This is a genomic window from Agromyces sp. H17E-10, from assembly GCF_022919715.1.
Lineage (GTDB): Bacteria > Actinomycetota > Actinomycetes > Actinomycetales > Microbacteriaceae > Agromyces.
Genome location: NZ_CP095042.1, coordinates 1,581,111 through 1,595,727, shown reverse-complemented (window position 1 = coordinate 1,595,727; position 14,617 = coordinate 1,581,111). Strand labels below are relative to the sequence as shown.

General features: G+C 72.2%; 15 protein-coding genes. 9 read left to right on the top strand and 6 right to left on the bottom strand.

Translation table 11 applies throughout. From position 1 onward, the window contains the following. Positions 1–2 precede the first annotated feature (2 nt). Positions 3–767 carry an SDR family oxidoreductase gene (locus tag MUN74_RS07100; protein WP_244855746.1) on the bottom strand — a complete coding sequence of 255 codons (765 nt, stop codon included), beginning with the start codon at positions 765–767 and terminating at the stop codon, positions 3–5. A 72-nt stretch (positions 768–839) separates the two neighbouring features. Between MUN74_RS07100 and MUN74_RS07095 the strand changes: the two genes are divergently transcribed. Together MUN74_RS07095 and tadA are read left to right on the top strand one after the other, a co-directional pair. After that, the gene (locus tag MUN74_RS07095) at positions 840–1,715 is read left to right on the top strand and encodes a sigma-70 family RNA polymerase sigma factor (protein ID WP_244855745.1); all 876 of its coding nucleotides are present in this window, start codon (positions 840–842) and stop codon (positions 1,713–1,715) included. A 58-nt stretch (positions 1,716–1,773) separates the two neighbouring features. Next, entirely contained in the window at positions 1,774–2,247 is a 474-nt protein-coding gene (tadA, locus tag MUN74_RS07090; RefSeq protein ID WP_244855744.1) for a tRNA adenosine(34) deaminase TadA, read from the top strand. Here tadA and MUN74_RS07085 read toward each other — a convergent pair. Beyond that, positions 2,166–3,464: an MFS transporter gene (locus MUN74_RS07085; protein WP_244855743.1), complete on the bottom strand. Its 1,299-nt coding sequence runs from the start codon at positions 3,462–3,464 to the stop codon at positions 2,166–2,168. The two genes, tadA and MUN74_RS07085, sit on opposite strands and share 82 nt — an antisense overlap. A 103-nt stretch (positions 3,465–3,567) precedes the next feature. On the opposite strand from MUN74_RS07085, the gene MUN74_RS07080 reads away from it, so the two are divergent. Next, a complete protein-coding gene (locus MUN74_RS07080) occupies positions 3,568–4,449 on the top strand; it encodes a winged helix-turn-helix transcriptional regulator (protein WP_244855742.1) in 882 nt (293 codons plus the stop codon). Here MUN74_RS07080 and MUN74_RS07075 read toward each other — a convergent pair. Further along, positions 4,430–5,095, bottom strand: a complete 666-nt coding sequence (locus MUN74_RS07075) for a TetR family transcriptional regulator (protein WP_244855741.1) — start codon at positions 5,093–5,095, stop codon at positions 4,430–4,432. The genes MUN74_RS07080 and MUN74_RS07075 overlap by 20 nt on opposite strands. A 117-nt stretch (positions 5,096–5,212) precedes the next feature. On the opposite strand from MUN74_RS07075, the gene MUN74_RS07070 reads away from it, so the two are divergent. Beyond that, on the top strand, positions 5,213–5,998 hold the full coding sequence (locus tag MUN74_RS07070; protein WP_244855740.1) for an SDR family NAD(P)-dependent oxidoreductase: 786 nt from the start codon (positions 5,213–5,215) through the stop codon (positions 5,996–5,998). Positions 5,999–6,080: 82 nt separating this feature from the next. Here MUN74_RS07070 and MUN74_RS07065 read toward each other — a convergent pair whose 3' ends face one another. After that, on the bottom strand, positions 6,081–7,043 hold the full coding sequence (locus MUN74_RS07065; RefSeq protein ID WP_244855739.1) for a cation diffusion facilitator family transporter: 963 nt from the start codon (positions 7,041–7,043) through the stop codon (positions 6,081–6,083). A gap of 116 nt (positions 7,044–7,159) precedes the next feature. On the opposite strand from MUN74_RS07065, the gene proC reads away from it, so the two are divergent. The 4 genes from proC (at position 7,160) to MUN74_RS07045 (ending at position 11,152) form a co-directional block, all read left to right on the top strand. Then, positions 7,160–8,008 carry a pyrroline-5-carboxylate reductase gene (proC, locus tag MUN74_RS07060; protein ID WP_244855738.1) on the top strand — a complete coding sequence of 283 codons (849 nt, stop codon included), beginning with the start codon at positions 7,160–7,162 and terminating at the stop codon, positions 8,006–8,008. Then, positions 8,005–9,291: a beta-N-acetylhexosaminidase gene (locus MUN74_RS07055; RefSeq protein ID WP_244855737.1), complete on the top strand. Its 1,287-nt coding sequence runs from the start codon at positions 8,005–8,007 to the stop codon at positions 9,289–9,291. Before proC ends, MUN74_RS07055 begins: the two co-directional genes overlap by 4 nt. A 125-nt stretch (positions 9,292–9,416) precedes the next feature. Further along, positions 9,417–9,806, top strand: a complete 390-nt coding sequence (locus tag MUN74_RS07050; protein WP_244855736.1) for a YciI family protein — start codon at positions 9,417–9,419, stop codon at positions 9,804–9,806. After that, positions 9,803–11,152, top strand: a complete 1,350-nt coding sequence (locus MUN74_RS07045) for a DUF6596 domain-containing protein (protein WP_244855735.1) — start codon at positions 9,803–9,805, stop codon at positions 11,150–11,152. Before MUN74_RS07050 ends, MUN74_RS07045 begins: the two co-directional genes overlap by 4 nt. A gap of 95 nt (positions 11,153–11,247) precedes the next feature. Here MUN74_RS07045 and MUN74_RS07040 read toward each other — a convergent pair whose 3' ends face one another. Then, positions 11,248–11,484, bottom strand: a complete 237-nt coding sequence (locus MUN74_RS07040; protein WP_244855734.1) for a hypothetical protein — start codon at positions 11,482–11,484, stop codon at positions 11,248–11,250. Between the two features lie 161 nt (positions 11,485–11,645). On the opposite strand from MUN74_RS07040, the gene MUN74_RS07035 reads away from it, so the two are divergent. Next, entirely contained in the window at positions 11,646–13,226 is a 1,581-nt protein-coding gene (locus tag MUN74_RS07035) for an SDR family oxidoreductase (protein ID WP_244855733.1), read from the top strand. Positions 13,227–13,259: 33 nt separating this feature from the next. Here MUN74_RS07035 and rlmC read toward each other — a convergent pair whose 3' ends face one another. Then, positions 13,260–14,411: a 23S rRNA (uracil(747)-C(5))-methyltransferase RlmC gene (gene rlmC / locus MUN74_RS07030; protein WP_244855732.1), complete on the bottom strand. Its 1,152-nt coding sequence runs from the start codon at positions 14,409–14,411 to the stop codon at positions 13,260–13,262. Positions 14,412–14,617: the final 206 nt, after the last annotated feature.

Sequence of the window (14,617 nt, the reverse complement as noted above, 5' to 3'; positions counted from 1 at the left end):
TTCTACGGCCGGGCGGCCTCGCGTGCTTCGAGGAATTCGGTCCAGGTTCCCGTGCCGCGTGCGGCGCCGGCGCCCGCGAGATTGGCCTCGCTGCGGTAGGCGCGCCCGACCGCGCCGGGCAGGCCGAACCGCAGGTGCGGGCGGTGGCGCACGGGCAGCTCGTCGATGAGGCTCTCGAGCGAGCGCACCTCGGGCCCGGCGAGGTCGGCGACGCGTCCCTGGGGTGGCTGGAACGCCAGCTCGGCGATCCGCGCCGCGACGTCCTGCACGGCTACCGGCTCCAGTCGAACGTCCTTCATGACCGGCACGATCGGGAGCTTCGCCATCCCGTTCGCCATCCCGTACGCGAAGCCGTGGAACTGGGCGGCGCGCACGACGGTCCACGGCACGCCCGACTCGGCGAGGATGCGCTCCGACTCGGCCTTGCGGCGGAAGTACCCGATCGGCATCGACTCGGCGCCGATCACCGAGATCATGACGACGTGGCCGACCCCCGCTGCACGCGCCGCCTCGGCGACGTTGCGGGTGCCGACGTCGTCGCCCTTCGGGCCGCCCGCGAGATGCAGCACGACGTCGACCCCCACCATCGCACCGTCGCGGCCGACGCCCTCGACGGTGTCGCCGACGACATATTCGACCCCGGGCGCGGCCGGCCGCGGCGACCGGGTGAGCACCCGGATGCGGCGCCCGGGGCCGACGAGCCGCGGGACGACGTGGCCGCCCAGGCCGCCGGTGCCGCCCGTCACGAGAATGGTCGTGGTGTTCATGGTCGTTCCTCCGTCACATCGGGGCCGTGCGCCCCGTCATCCAGGTGACGGACGACCGAAGGAGAATGTGACATGGCCATCGACCGCGACCAGCTCGCCGCCGCATTCGAGGAGCGGCGACCCCGGCTCCACGCCATCGCGACCCGGCTGCTCGGCTCGGGCGCCGAAGCCGACGACGTGCTGCAGGAGGCCTGGTTGAAACTCGACCGCGTCGACCCCGACGAGATCGAGAGCCTCGACGCCTGGCTCACCACGGTGGTCTCGCGGCTGAGCCTCGACGTGCTGCGGTCCGCGCGCGTGACGCGCAACGACCCCTGGGCCGTCGACGTCTGGGAGGATCGGCCGTCGAGCGCCCCGGATCCCGCCGCGGTCGCCGCCGGCAACGAGCGCGTCGCCGTCGCACTCACGACCGTGCTCGACCTGCTCGGCCCGGCGGAGCGACTGGCCTTCGTGCTGCACGACGTCTTCGGCCAGCCCTTCGACGAGATCGCGGAGGCGATCGGGCGGTCGCCCGAAGCGGCGCGGCAGCTCGCCTCCCGGGCGCGCCGCCGGCTGCGCGGCACGGATGCCCCGGCCCGGGCGACGGGCCCGAGGGGGCGCGCGGTCGTCGAGGCCTGGCTGCGCGCGGTGCAGGAGGGCGACCTCTCGGCGCTCCTCGGCCTGCTCGACGAGCACGCCGTGCTGCGCGCCGACTACGGGGCGACGTCGGTGCGCCTTGAGGGTGCCGACGAGATCGCGGCCTCGGCGACGACGGCCGCGCACCTCGCGTCGCACTCGGTGCCCGTGCTCCTCGGCGGGCGCCCGGGCGTGGCCGCCGTGCTGCACGGTCGGGTCGTCTCGCTCCTGGCGTTCGAGCTCGACGACCACGACCGGATCGTCGGCCTCGACGTGCTCGCCGACCCCGCGCGGCTCGCCGGCCTCGACCTCGGCGCCGCGCTCGACGCCTGATCGAGACGGTCGCGCGGTACCGTGGCATCCGAGCGGGCGGTCGAACGGGAGGCGGGACATGGAGCAGGCGATCCATCGCGAGTGGATGCGGCTCGCGCTCGCCGAGGCCGCGCAGGCGCCCGCCACCCGAGACGTTCCCGTCGGCGCCGTCGTCGTCGACCGTGACGGTCGGCTCGTCGCATCCAGCCGCAATGAGCGCGAGCTGCACGGCGACCCCACCGCCCACGCCGAGGTGCTCGCGCTGCGACGAGCGGCCGAGGCGACGGGCGACTGGCGGCTCGAGGGCTGCACGCTCGTCGTGACGCTCGAGCCGTGCATCATGTGCGCGGGCGCGATCCTCGCCGCAAGGGTGCCGACGGTGGTCTTCGGCGCCTGGGACGAGAAGGCCGGCGCCGCGGGGTCGCTCTACGACGTGTTGCGCGACCGACGTCTCAACCACCGGGTCGAGGTCTACGCGGGCGTCGAGGCCGAGGCATCCGCGGCGTTGCTGCTCGAGTTCTTCGAAGACCCGCTGCGGCGACCCTCGTCGTAGTCGTCGAGGTCGCGCAGCCGGCGAACCGGGCTGAACCACAGGATGACCGGGCCGGCGAGCAGCAGGAACGCCGATCCGAACAGCACCGCCCGGCTGCCCGCCTGCGCGGCGAGCAGACCGGCGGCGACGGCGCCGACCGGGATCATGCTCCACGAGACGAAGCGCACGGTCGCCATGACCCGTGAGAGCAGTTCGGGCGGGCTCGCCACCTGTCGGTAGGTGCGGGTCACGACGCTGCCCGGCACCACCGAGGCGCCGAACACGAGCGTCCCGATCGCGAAGCACAGCCAGCCGACGGCACCGGCGCCGAGGGGGATGAGCGCGGCCCCGGCGAAGCCGACCAGGCCGTCGACGAGCAGCACCCGTGCCGACCCGAACCGTCGCACGAGCCACGGCGTGGCCGTCGCCGCGAGCAGCGACCCGACGCCGTCGGCGGCGAGCAGCACGCCGACCATGGCCGGCGGCGCATCGAGGTCGCGCACCAGGTAGATCGCGAAGAGGCCGGCCTGAACACCGCAGACGAGGTTCACCACGCACGCCCACCAGGTGGCTGGGGCCATCACGGGGTGCCGTACGACGAACCGCCAGCCCTCGGCGATCATGGCGCGCATCCCGGGACGAGCGGCGCCGTCGGCCGGCGCGGGTTCGCGCCGCTCGGGGAGGCGCCGGAGCAGCAGTGCCGACGTCACGTACGAGACGACGTCGACGAGCAGGGCGGGTACCGCGCCGACGGCCTGCACGAGCAGGCCCGCGAGCGACGGGCCGCCGAGCTGGGTCGCGGCCTGCGTGCCCGAGACGAGGCTGTTGCGGCTCGTCAACTCGTGCTTCGGCACGACGGACGGCAGGAACGTCGTGTTGGCCGTGAAGTAGAACACCTCGGCCACGTTCACCGCGAGCGCCACGAGCACGAGCAGCGCGAGCGACAGGTCGCCGAGCCACCAGACGAGTGGCACGGCGAGGATCGCCGCGGCTCTCACGAGATCGGCGACCACTTGCGTGGCGCGCAGCGGCAATCGGTGCACGATCGCGCCAGCGGGGAGACCGAGCACGACCCAGGCGAGATATGACGAGGCAGCGAGCAGGCCGGTCTCGACCGGACCGGCATCGAGCACGGTCACGGCGGTGAGCGGCAGTGCGACTGCCGTGACCGCCGTGCCCAGGCCGCTCGTCGTGCTCGCGGTCCAGTAGATCCAGAACGGCCGTGCGCTCGTGGCCATCGGCCACCTCCTCGTCGGGGCGATGTCGTGTAAGTTCCATATTGGAACTTACACGACGGCCGCGTCGACCGCAGTCGGCCCGCGGCGGGGGAGAATGGACGCCATGCGCCGCGAGGACCTGACCGACAGCACGTGCGGCATCGCGCAGTCGCTCGGCGTCGTCGGCGACTGGCAGAGCCTGCTCATCGTGCGCGAGGCCGCCGCCGGGGTCACCCGGTTCGAGGGCTTCGCGCGCGAGCTCGGCCTCTCGCGCCGTGCGCTCACCGAACGGCTGGGCTCACTCGTCGAGCACGGCGTGCTCGAGAAGGTGCCGTACTCGGCGCGTCCGCCGCGCCACGACTACCGGCTCACGCCGAGCGGCGAAGGGCTGCTACCGGTGCTGCTCGCCCTGCAGGAGTGGGGCACCCGGTTCGTCATGGGCGACGGCACGCTGAGCGGTGCACTCGGCGACGGCGACCTCGCGCGGGTGCGCGGCCTCGAGGGGGCGCGTGTCCCTGATGTCTCCTTGACGGCGCACGACGGGTCGACCGTGCAGCTCGTGGACCCCGATCGGTGGACCGCGCTGTTCTTCTTCCCCGGTGCGTACGCGCCGGGTACCCACGGCTATCCGCCGCGCTGGGGCGAGGTGCCGGGCACGGCCGGCTGCACGCTCGAGTGCCTCACGTACGGCCGGCGGCATGCGGCCCTCGCGGACGCCGGGGCACGGGTGCTCGGCGTCAGCACGCAGCATCCCGAGCAGCAGGCGGCGTTCGCGGCGCATGCCGAGTTGCCGTACCTGCTCGCCTCCGACCAGGACGGTCTCGCGGCGTCGGCGCTGCGGCTGCCGGTGTTCCGCGCGGGCGGTGCCGACCGGCTGAAGCGGGTCACCCTGCTCGTCGACACCGCCGGCGTCGTGCGCCACGTGCAGGCGCCGGTGGTCGACCCGGCGCAGTCGGTCGACGACGTGCTCGAGGTGGTGCGGGAGCTCAGCTCGGCACGAGCGTGATGCCGCGCGAGAGCTGGGCGAACGCGCGCACCGCGAGATCGGCCGCCGAACCCGGTCCGGTGTCGGGGCCGTCACCGGCGGCCCACGCCTCGAGGCCGACGCGCACGGCGTCGGTCGCGGCGGTCGCCGTGAGGCGCACCTCGAACGGGTCGGCGTCCTCGTCGACGAGTTCGGCGATGATGGCCCGGAGCCGTGCCTCGGAGTCGTGGTTCACGCGGTGCCACACCGTGAGCAGGGCCGGGTCGTCGACGGCCGCGCGCAGCAGGCCACGGGTCCACCGCAGTCCCTCGTGGTCGAGCTCGGTCACGGGCGTGAGCTGCGCCTCGATCACGGCGGGGATCGCGGCGATCGGGTCGCCGGTCGTGGCGGCGAGCGCCTGCTGCCAGGCGTCGGCGCCGCCCGCGAGGAGCGGGGCGACCGCGTCCTCCTTCGTGCGGAAGTAGCGGTAGAAGGTGCGCAACGAGACGCCTGCGCTCGCGGCGATCGTCTCGGCCGTCACCTGATCGGCGCCGTGCTCGGCGAAGAGCACGGCCGCGGCGCGGGCGATCTCGAGCTGCGTCGCGGCCTTGCGGCGAGCGGTGAGCGACGGGGGTGCCGGCGACGGCGCGGCGGCCGGGCCTGGCCGGACGGGGGTGCTGCGTTCCACGGTCGAAGCGTACGCGAAATACGTCGGCCATGGTCGTTGTTTGTCATAGTGGCACGTCGTGCCATACGGGCGTAACGTGTAATACATCGAAACAGACTCTCTGAAAGGTCGCAATATATGAACCGCTATGAAGGTCGCCGCGCACTCGTCACCGGCGGTGGATCGGGCATCGGCCAGGCCACCGTCCTGCGCATGCTCGCCGAGGGCGGCCGCGTCGCCGCAGCCGACGTCAGCGCCGCGGGCCTCGCCGACACCGTCGCCAAGGCCGGCGACGCCGCCGAACGCCTGCACATCGTGACGATGAACATCGCCGACGAGGCATCCGTGCAGGCCGGCGTCGCCGATGCCGTCGCCTGGCTGGGCGGGCTCGACGCACTCGTGAACGCCGCGGGCATCCTGCGCTCGTCGCACACCCACGAGACCACGCTCGACGCGTTCGAACAGGTCGTCCGCGTGAACCTCGTCGGCACGTTCCTCGTCATCCGCGAGTCGATCCCCGCTCTCCTCGCGGGCGACGGCGCCGCCGTCGTCAACTTCAGCTCGACCTCGGCAATGTTCGCCCACCCCTACATGGCGGCGTACGCGGCCAGCAAGGGCGGAGTGCAGTCGATGACGCACGCGCTCGCCGCCGAGTACGCGAAGCAGGGCATCCGCTTCAACTCGGTGCAGCCCGGCTCGATCTCGTCGGGCATGACCGACGGCTCGGGCCAGTCGAAGCAGAGCCAGGGCCCCGGCCTGCCCGACGACGCCGACATGATGCTCTTCATGAAGCTGCAGCCCGCGCTCGGTCAGGGCTTCGCCGGCCCCGAGACCGTCGCCTCGGTCGTCGCGATGCTCGCGAGCAGCGACGGCGCCTTCGTCACCGGCACCGAGGTGCGCATCGACGGCGGCACGCACTTCTGAGTCCTGCTGCTTCACGACCGAGGCCGCCCGCGACGATCCGAAGATCGATCGCGGGCGGCCTCGGCCGGTTCGCGGGATGCCGCTACTCGAGCCCCTTGATGACGATCGCGTCGGTCGGGGGCGTCGTCTGGTTCGGGTCGACGTACACGTCGGGCTCGACGTAGATGACGCGCGCCGCGGGCACGGCGTGCCGGATGCGCTGCTCGATGACGTTCGTCGCGGCGGCCACCTCGAGCAGCTTCTGGTCGGACGCGAAGCCGAGCTTCGCGGCGACGAGCAGTTCGTCGGGCCCGAGGTAGAGGGTCTTCATGTGGATGATGCGCTCGGCCTCGGGGCCGGCGAGGATCGCCTGCTCGATCTTCTGCACGTCGTCCTCACCGGCGCCCTCGCCGACGAGCAGCGACTTCGTCTCGATGCCGAGCACGATCGCGACCACGACGAGCAAGGTACCGATCATGAGGGTGCCGACCGCGTCGAACACGGGGTTGTGGGTGATGGCGGTGAGGCCGACGCCGAAGAGGGCGAAGACGAGGCCGATGAGGGCCGCGACGTCTTCGAGCAGCACGACGGGCAGCTCGGGCGCCTTCGCGCGCCGCACGAACTGGATCCAGCTCTGCCGACCGCGGATCTGGTTCGACTCCTTCACCGCGGTGCGCAGCGAGAACGACTCGAGCAGGATCGCGATCACGAGCACCGCGATCGGCACCCAGATGTTGGTCAGCTCGTGCGGGTGCTGCAGCTTCTCGACGCCCTCGTAGATCGAGAACACGCCACCGACCGAGAACAGGATGATCGACACGATGAACGCGTACACGTAGCGTTCGCGGCCGTAGCCGAACGGGTGCTCCTTGTCGGCGACCTTGCGCGCCTTGCGACCGCCGAAGATGAGCAGCACCTGGTTGCCCGAGTCGGCGAACGAGTGCACGGCCTCGGCGAGCATCGACGCCGACCCCGAGACCGCCCACGCGATGAGCTTCGTGATCGCGATGCCCAGGTTCGCGAGGAACGCCGCGATGATCGCTTTCGTACCGCCGGATGCACTCATGGCGTCAATCCTACGGACGGTCGAGATCGGCTGCGTGCATACCGCCGGATGCACTCATGGCGTCAATCCTACGGACGGTCGAGATCGGCCGTGTGCACGAAACCTAGGATGGTCGCATGAGTGCCGACGCCGTCGTGAAGCTGCCCGTCATCGCCTTCCTCGGGGCCGGATCGATGTCGGGGGCGATCCTCTCGGGCCTGCTCCGGCCGGGGGTCGAGGCGGAGGGCATCCGAGCCACGAACCGCACCGCGGCGAAGGCCGCCGCGCTCGCCGCACTGCCCGGCGTCACGAGCTTCTCCACCGACGAGGATGCCTCGGCGAACCGCCGCGCGGTCGCCGGAGCGAAGGTCGTGGTCGTCGGCGTGAAGCCGGCCATGGTGCCCGATCTCCTGCGCGAGATCGCCGACGCGCTCGAGCCCGGCACGGTCGTCGTCTCGGTCGCCGCCGGCGTCACCGTCGCGACGTTCGAGTCGCTCGTGCCCGACTCGGTGAGCGTCATCCGCACCATGCCGAACACGCCGGCGATCGTGGGCCGAGCGGTCACGGGCGTCTCGCCGGGCACCCGCTCGAGCGACGACGATCTCGCGCTCGCCGTCGCGCTCTTCGAGACCGTCGGCGAGGTGCTCGTCGTGCCCGAGTCGCAGCTCGACGCGCTCTCGACGATCTCGGGCTCGGGGCCGGCCTACGTTTTCTACCTCATCGAGCAGCTCACCGCGACGGCGATCGACAAGGGGTTCACGCCCGAACAGGCGGCCGTGATGGTGCAGGGCACGTTCCGCGGAGCGAGCGAGCTGCTCGCCGACGCCGGGGAGGACCCGGCCGAGCTGCGCCGTCGCGTGACGAGCCCGAAGGGCACCACCGAGCGCGCGGTCGCCGTGCTCGAGGAGGCGCAGCTCAAGCAGACGTTCGACCGGGCCACCGACGCCGCGCTCGCCCGGGCGCGCGAGTTGGCGGCCGGCGCGTGACCGCACCCGCACCCGGCCTCCGCCTCGATGGTGAGCCCCGCTTCGCGTGGCGCGGCGTCATGCTCGACGTCGCGCGCCGGTACCGGCCCATCGCCGACCTCGAGCGCTTCGTCGACCTGCTCGCGGCGCACCGCCTCAACGTGCTGCAGCTGCACCTCACCGACGACCAGGGCTGGCGGTTCGAGGTGCGCGCCTACCCCCGGCTCACCGAGGTCGGCGGGCGCCGGTCGCAGACCCAACTCGGCCACGGGCCGCGCTCGACCCTCGACGGGGTGCCGCACGAGGGCTGGTACACCCAGCACGAGCTGCGCGGGCTCGTGCGGTATGCGGCGGCCCGCGGCATCCGCATCGTGCCCGAGATCGATGTACCCGGCCATGCGCAGGCGATCCTCGCCGCGTATCCCGAGTTCGGAGTCGGCGGCGCCGACGCCGTGCGCGAGCGCATCTCGGAGCCGTGGCCGCGCTTCGGCATCAGCGACGAGGTGCTCAACGTCGAGGCGTCGACGCTCGAGTTCATCGGCACGGTGTTCGACGAGCTGTGCGACGTGTTCGACTCCGAGCTCATCGGCCTCGGCGGCGACGAGGTGCGCAAGGACCGGTGGCGGGCCGACGCCCGCACCCAGGAGCTCATGGCCGAGCGCGGGCTCGCGAACGAGGAGGAACTGCAGTCGTGGTTCCTCGCGCAGGTCGCCGACCGGGTGCGCGGGCACGGGCGCCGCGTCGTCGGCTGGGACGAGATGCTCGAGGGCCGCGACCCCGCACCCGATGCGGTCGTGGCCTCGTGGCGCGGACCGGTCGGGGCCGAGCTCGGCGCGCGGCTCGGTCACGACGTCGTGCTGTGCCCCGATCTCTGGACGTACTTCGACTACCGGCAGTCCGATCGGGAGGACGAACCCATCCCGGTGGGCACGGTGCTCTCGCTCGAGGACGTCGGCACGTTCGACCCGGTGCCGGCCGGCGCACCGTCGGGGTTCGCCGACCGCGTCGTCGGCGTGCAGGCGAACGTCTGGTGCGAGCACCTCGACGGTCGCGACCGGCTCGACTACGCCGTGTTCCCGCGGCTCGGCGCGTTCGCCGAGGTCGCCTGGAACGGCGGGCCGGTCGCCCCGGACGACTTCGCGGCGCGGCTGCCCGAGTACCTGGCGTGGCTCGATGCGCAGGGGGTCGCGTACCGGCCGCTCGACGGTCCCCGGCCCGAGCAGCAGCGGCCCGGTGTGCCGGGCGTTCCCCGAGACCGCGCCGACCGGCTCGCCGAGCTCGCGCGACTCACGGCGAATCTCTGACCTCGGCCCGCTGGCGAGGACTTTCGCGATCGATGTCGATTTCGAGCGGCCGACTTCGTCACCATGGTGTGACGAACGTCGTCACGGGCCCGCGACGGGCCTCGACGAAGGAGATGCGAGACATCATGACCGACACGTACATGTACCTCATCCACGAGCCCGACTGGGACTCGGACGCGTTCCTGAACGGCGGTGGCGGCGTGCCGGGCGGTGAGCCCGAGAACAACTTCCCCGCGCACAAGGCCTTCCAGGAGGCCGTCGTCAAGCTCGGGGCCCGGCTCGTCGGCGGTGCCGCGCTGCAGAACGCGCGCCACGGCGGGCACGTCACCCCGGGCACCGGCGACCGGGTGCTCGACGACGCCGTCTACTCCGACGGCCCCTACCCCGACACGACCGAGGTCGTCTCTGGCTACTACCTCGTCGAGACCGACGACGAGCAGGTCGCCCGGCAGATCGCGGCACTCGTGCCGACCGGCGGGCACATCGAGTGGCGCAAGGTGTTCCCGACCTCGTGAGCGGATCGGTCGCCGGCCTCGGCGAGGACTTCGTCGACGCCTGGCCGCGCATCGTGCGCGCCCTCGCCGCCTACACGGGCAGCGTGGACGACGCGCAGGAGTACGCGGCCGAGGCCGTCGCGAGGGCCGTCGCTCGATTCGCCGAGCCCGGTGACGGCCGGCCGCTCGACTCGGAGGCCCAGGCCGGTGACGGCGGCCCGCCGCTCGGCTCGCTCGCCGCGTGGTGCATCACGGTCGGCAAGCGCGCCTGGCTCGACGATCGCCGCAGGGCCGCGACCGAGCAGCGCCACGCCGAGCGGCTCGCGGCCGATTCAGCGATGCGGTCGAGCGATGGGGATGCCTCAGCCGAGGCATCCCGAATCGATGACCTGACCGCAGGCGGCGCGCTCGACGACCGCCTCGCGCTGTTGTTCGTCGCGTGCGACCCCGCGCTCACCGAGCAGGCGCGGCTCGTGCTCGCGCTGCGGCTCGTGTGCGGGCTCGACGTGCCGCGGATCGCCGCCCACCTGGGCGTGCAGCCGTCGGCCGCCGCCGCCCGGCTGACCCGTGCGAAGCACGCGCTCGCCGAGGCGCGCGGGCGATTCCACGTGCCCGAGGCGCCCGAGCGGCGGGTGCGGCTGCCCGTCGTGCTCGCCGCCGTCGCGGGCATGTTCACGGTCGCCCACCGCGACGTGCTCGACCCGCAGACGCCGTTCGACGACCTCGGCCGGCAGGCGTTGTCGATCGCCGACGCGCTCGTCGCCGAGTATCCCGACGACGCCGAGGTGCGCGGGTTGCGGGCGGTGATCCGGTTGGGGCTCGCGCGACGGCCCGGGCGACTGGATGCCGCGGGGGCGGCGGTGCCGCTCGACGAGGTCGACCGACGGTCGTGGGATCGACGGCTCATCGAGGCCGGCCTCGACGATGCGGCAGCGGCCGCCGATCGCGGCGACGGACGCTTCGTGCTCGAGGCGGCGATCGCCGGCCTGCACAGTTCGGCGCCGAGCTTCGCCGCCACCGATTGGGATCGCGTGGTCGGCTTCTACCGTGCGCTCGAACGGGTCTGGGGCGCGCCGTCCGTGACGGTCGCGAGGTTGTCGGCCGAACTGCACCGGGCGCTGCTCGCGACACCGTCGGGGGAGCGCTCCGCGGCGCTGCGGCGGGTCGCGCGCGAGCTGCACGCGCTCGCCGAGGGCTCGGCGCCGTACGCCGCGATCGACGCGCGACTCGCCCTCGCCGACCTCGACTGGCGCGCCGGTCGCAGGGCCGAGGCGGCGAGGCAGTACGGCGAGCTCGCCGCGGTCGTGCCGACCGAGCCCGTGCGGCGGTTCTGCCTGGCGAGGGCGGGCCACCCGGTGGTCGAGTAGCGACGGAGGAGCGTATCGAGACCCTCTCGCGAGGGTCTCGATACGCGTGCTCCTCCGTCGCGCGTCACCCGGCCACCGGGGCCGGCGCGCGCGCGTCAGCCCGCGTGCTTGGCGTCGTGCCCGCGGCGGTTGGCCACGGCGCGCACGAGCCTCACCACGAGGTACGTGGCGGCGCCGAGTGCGAGGGCGGCAGCTCCGGAGAGCAGCCCGGCATTCGTCGCCTGCGACGTCGTGCCTGCCTCGAGCTCGTTCAGGTACCCGAACGTGAATCCGATTGCGAACACCCACACCGCGACGATGACGGTCGTGGGGATGATTCCGATCCTTCGCATGTCACCTCCTTTCGCGTGACCTTCCAGTATAGCCGATACGGCATGAAACGCCTGAGCAGGGACGAATTCAGGGGAAGGGGTTGCTTCGCAGGTGGCGTACGGGCATATGTTCGGATGCGGCATCGGGAGGCGGCTGATGCGCTCGCGACAGGAGGTGTGGAATGAGCCTCGACTCCCTGACGGCACCGACCGGGCGCGAACCCGCACTGCGATCGCGCCCGCGCAGCGACGGCACCGCCGAACGCGCGCTCGTCCTCGGTTCGACGGGGTACATCGGCGGCAGGCTCGTGCCGCGACTGCTGGCCGCGGGTTACCGCGTTCGGGTGCTCGTGCGCAGCCCCGAGCGGTTGACGGCCTTCGCGTGGGGCTCCGACGTCGACGTCGTCGCCGGCGACGCCCGCGACGCGGACGTCGTCGCGCGGGCGATGGACGACGTCGATGTCGTCTGGTACCTCATCCACTCGATGACGAGCGGGCGACGATTCGCGGACCTCGATCGCAGGCTGGCGCTCGTCGCCTCGAGGGCGGCACGTCACGCGAACGTCCACCGGATCGTGTACCTGGGCGGGCTGCATCCGCCCGATGCCGAGCTCTCGGATCATCTGCGGTCCCGTGTGGAGGTCGGCGAGATCCTGCTCGGCTCAGGCGTGCCGACGACGGCTCTGCAAGCGGGGGTCGTGATCGGGTCGGGGTCGGCATCGTTCGAGATGATCCGCCACCTCACCGAGGTGCTGCCGTACATGCCCGCGCCCCGATGGGTGAGGAACTTCATCCAGCCGATCGCGGTGCGCGACGTGCTCTACTACCTGCTCGCCGCCGCGCACCTCCCGGCCGACGTCAACCGGGCGTTCGACATCGGTGGCCCCGACGTATGGCGATACGGGCAGATGATGAACGGATACGCGATCGAAGCGGGCCTGCCGCAGCGCGGGATCGCCGCCCTCCCCGTCCTCACGCCGACCCTCGCGTCGCACTGGGTCAACCTCGTCACCCCGATACCTCGGGCGCTGGCCCGGCCGCTCGTCGAGTCGCTGCAGAACAACTGCGTCATGCACGACCACGACGTCGACGAGTTCATCCCTCCGCCTCCGGGCGGGCTCACGCCGTACCGCGAGGCGGTGTCGTTGGCGCTCGGCCGCGTCGAGAACGATCAGGTGGAGACCAGTTGGCTGGATGCCAGGGTGCCCGAGGCGCCCAGCGACCCGTTGCCCAGCGACCCAGAGTGGGCGGGGCGCACCGTGTTCACCGACGTCCGATCCCGTGAGACCTCGGCGAGCGTCACCGCGTTGTGGTCGGTGATCGTCGGCATCGGCGGCGAGAACGGCTGGTACTCGACCCCGATCCTCTGGTCGCTGCGAGGCTGGGCCGACCGTCTCGTCGGCGGTGTCGGACTCTCGCGCGGGCGCCGCAGCAGAACCCGGGTCGCCGTCGGGGACGCGATCGACTTCTGGCGCGTCGAGGCCGTCGAGGAGGAGCGCCTGCTCAGGCTCCGTGCCGAGATGAAGGTGCCGGGCAGCGCGTGGCTGGAACTGCGGTGCGAGCCCGGGGATGGCGGGTCCCGCTACATCCAGCGGGCCGTGTACTTTCCCAGGGGCCTGAGCGGACGCCTCTACTGGTGGGCGATCGTCCCGTTCCACGGCATCATCTTCGCCGGCATGCAGAATCTGATCGTCGCGATCGCGGAGGGGAAGGATCCGGTCTCGAGGCCGACGACGCGGGCCGGGGACTCGACGCCGACATGACCGCCGCCGGCGCGCGAGACGGGCGGCATCCGGTCAGCGGCGCTCGAGCAGCACCATCACCTCGAAGTGCGTCGTCTGCGGGAACATGTCGAACACGCGCGCCCGCACCGGCCGCAGCGACGGCATCGCCGCGAGGTCCTTCGCGAGCGAGGCGGCATTGCAGCTCGAGTACAGCACGTGCGAGACGGGGGATGCCTCGAGCCAGCGTGCGAGCTCGGAGCCGATGCCGCGCCGCGGTGGGTTGACGATGACGAGATCGGGGGCGTCGGCGTGCGGCGCGCGCAGCGCGAACTCGGTCGCGTCGCCCGCGGCGAACGAGAGACGTGAGAGCGCGGCATCCGTTCGGCTGAGCTCGGCGCTCGCGACGGCCTCGACGCTCGTCTCGATGCCGGTGACCGCGGGGCCGGGGCCGGCCTCGGCCGACGCGTCGCTCGCGATGTGCAGCGCGAAGCCGCCGACGCCCGAGTAGAGGTCCCACGCCGAGTCGGGGGCGAGGTCGCGGATCCAGGTGCGCGCCTCGGCGTAGAGCGCCGCCGCGATCTCGGTGTTCGTCTGGAAGAAGCTCTGAGGCCGCAGGTGCATCGTCACGTCGTTGAGCCGCATCGGCAGCGTCTCGGCGTCGGTGAGCACGATCTCGTGGTCGCCCTCGAGCACGGCCTTGTGTTCGGGCAGCACGTTCGCCGTCACGACGCGCGCGTTCGGCAGTTCGGCGAGCAGGGTCGGCAGGTGCTTGCGGATTCGGGCGACGGGCTCGGTCGAACGCAGCACGAACCGCACCATGAGCTCGCCGTCGGGCGACTCGGTGACGATGAGGTGCTTGAGCTCACCCGTGCGACGGCGTACATCGTACGGAGTGACGCGGGCCAGCGTGATGAACCGGGCCAGCACGGGGAACGCCGCGCGATGACCGGGGGAGCAGATGCCGCACGCCTGCAGGTCGACCCCGTACCCGTCGGCGTCGAGGATGCCGATGGTCGGGGCATCCACGCTGCCGCCGACGACCATCTTCGCCTTGTTGCGGTAGCCGTCCTCGCGGCTCGCGACGGGCGGCTCCCAGGTGCCGCCGCCGAAGGGCGCGAGCAACTCTTCGGCGTGCGCCTGCTTGTCGGCGAGCTGCGCCTCGTACGGTCGGCCCATGAGCGCGCACGAGGTGCAGCGCCCGGCGTCGAAGTACGAACAGTCCACGGGTCAATCCTCGCACCCGGGCCCGGTCGGCCGGCCCTAGCGCGTCGATCGTGGTGCGGAATCCGTCGGATCGACGACGAAACGCTGCTGAGATCAGCCGACTTCGCAGATTGTGCAACGAAATTCTTGACCCCTGTCGAAGGGCGTCGTTAGCCTGCGGGCACGCGGCGATCGAACGCCGCGGAGCATCAGACGACGTAGACGAA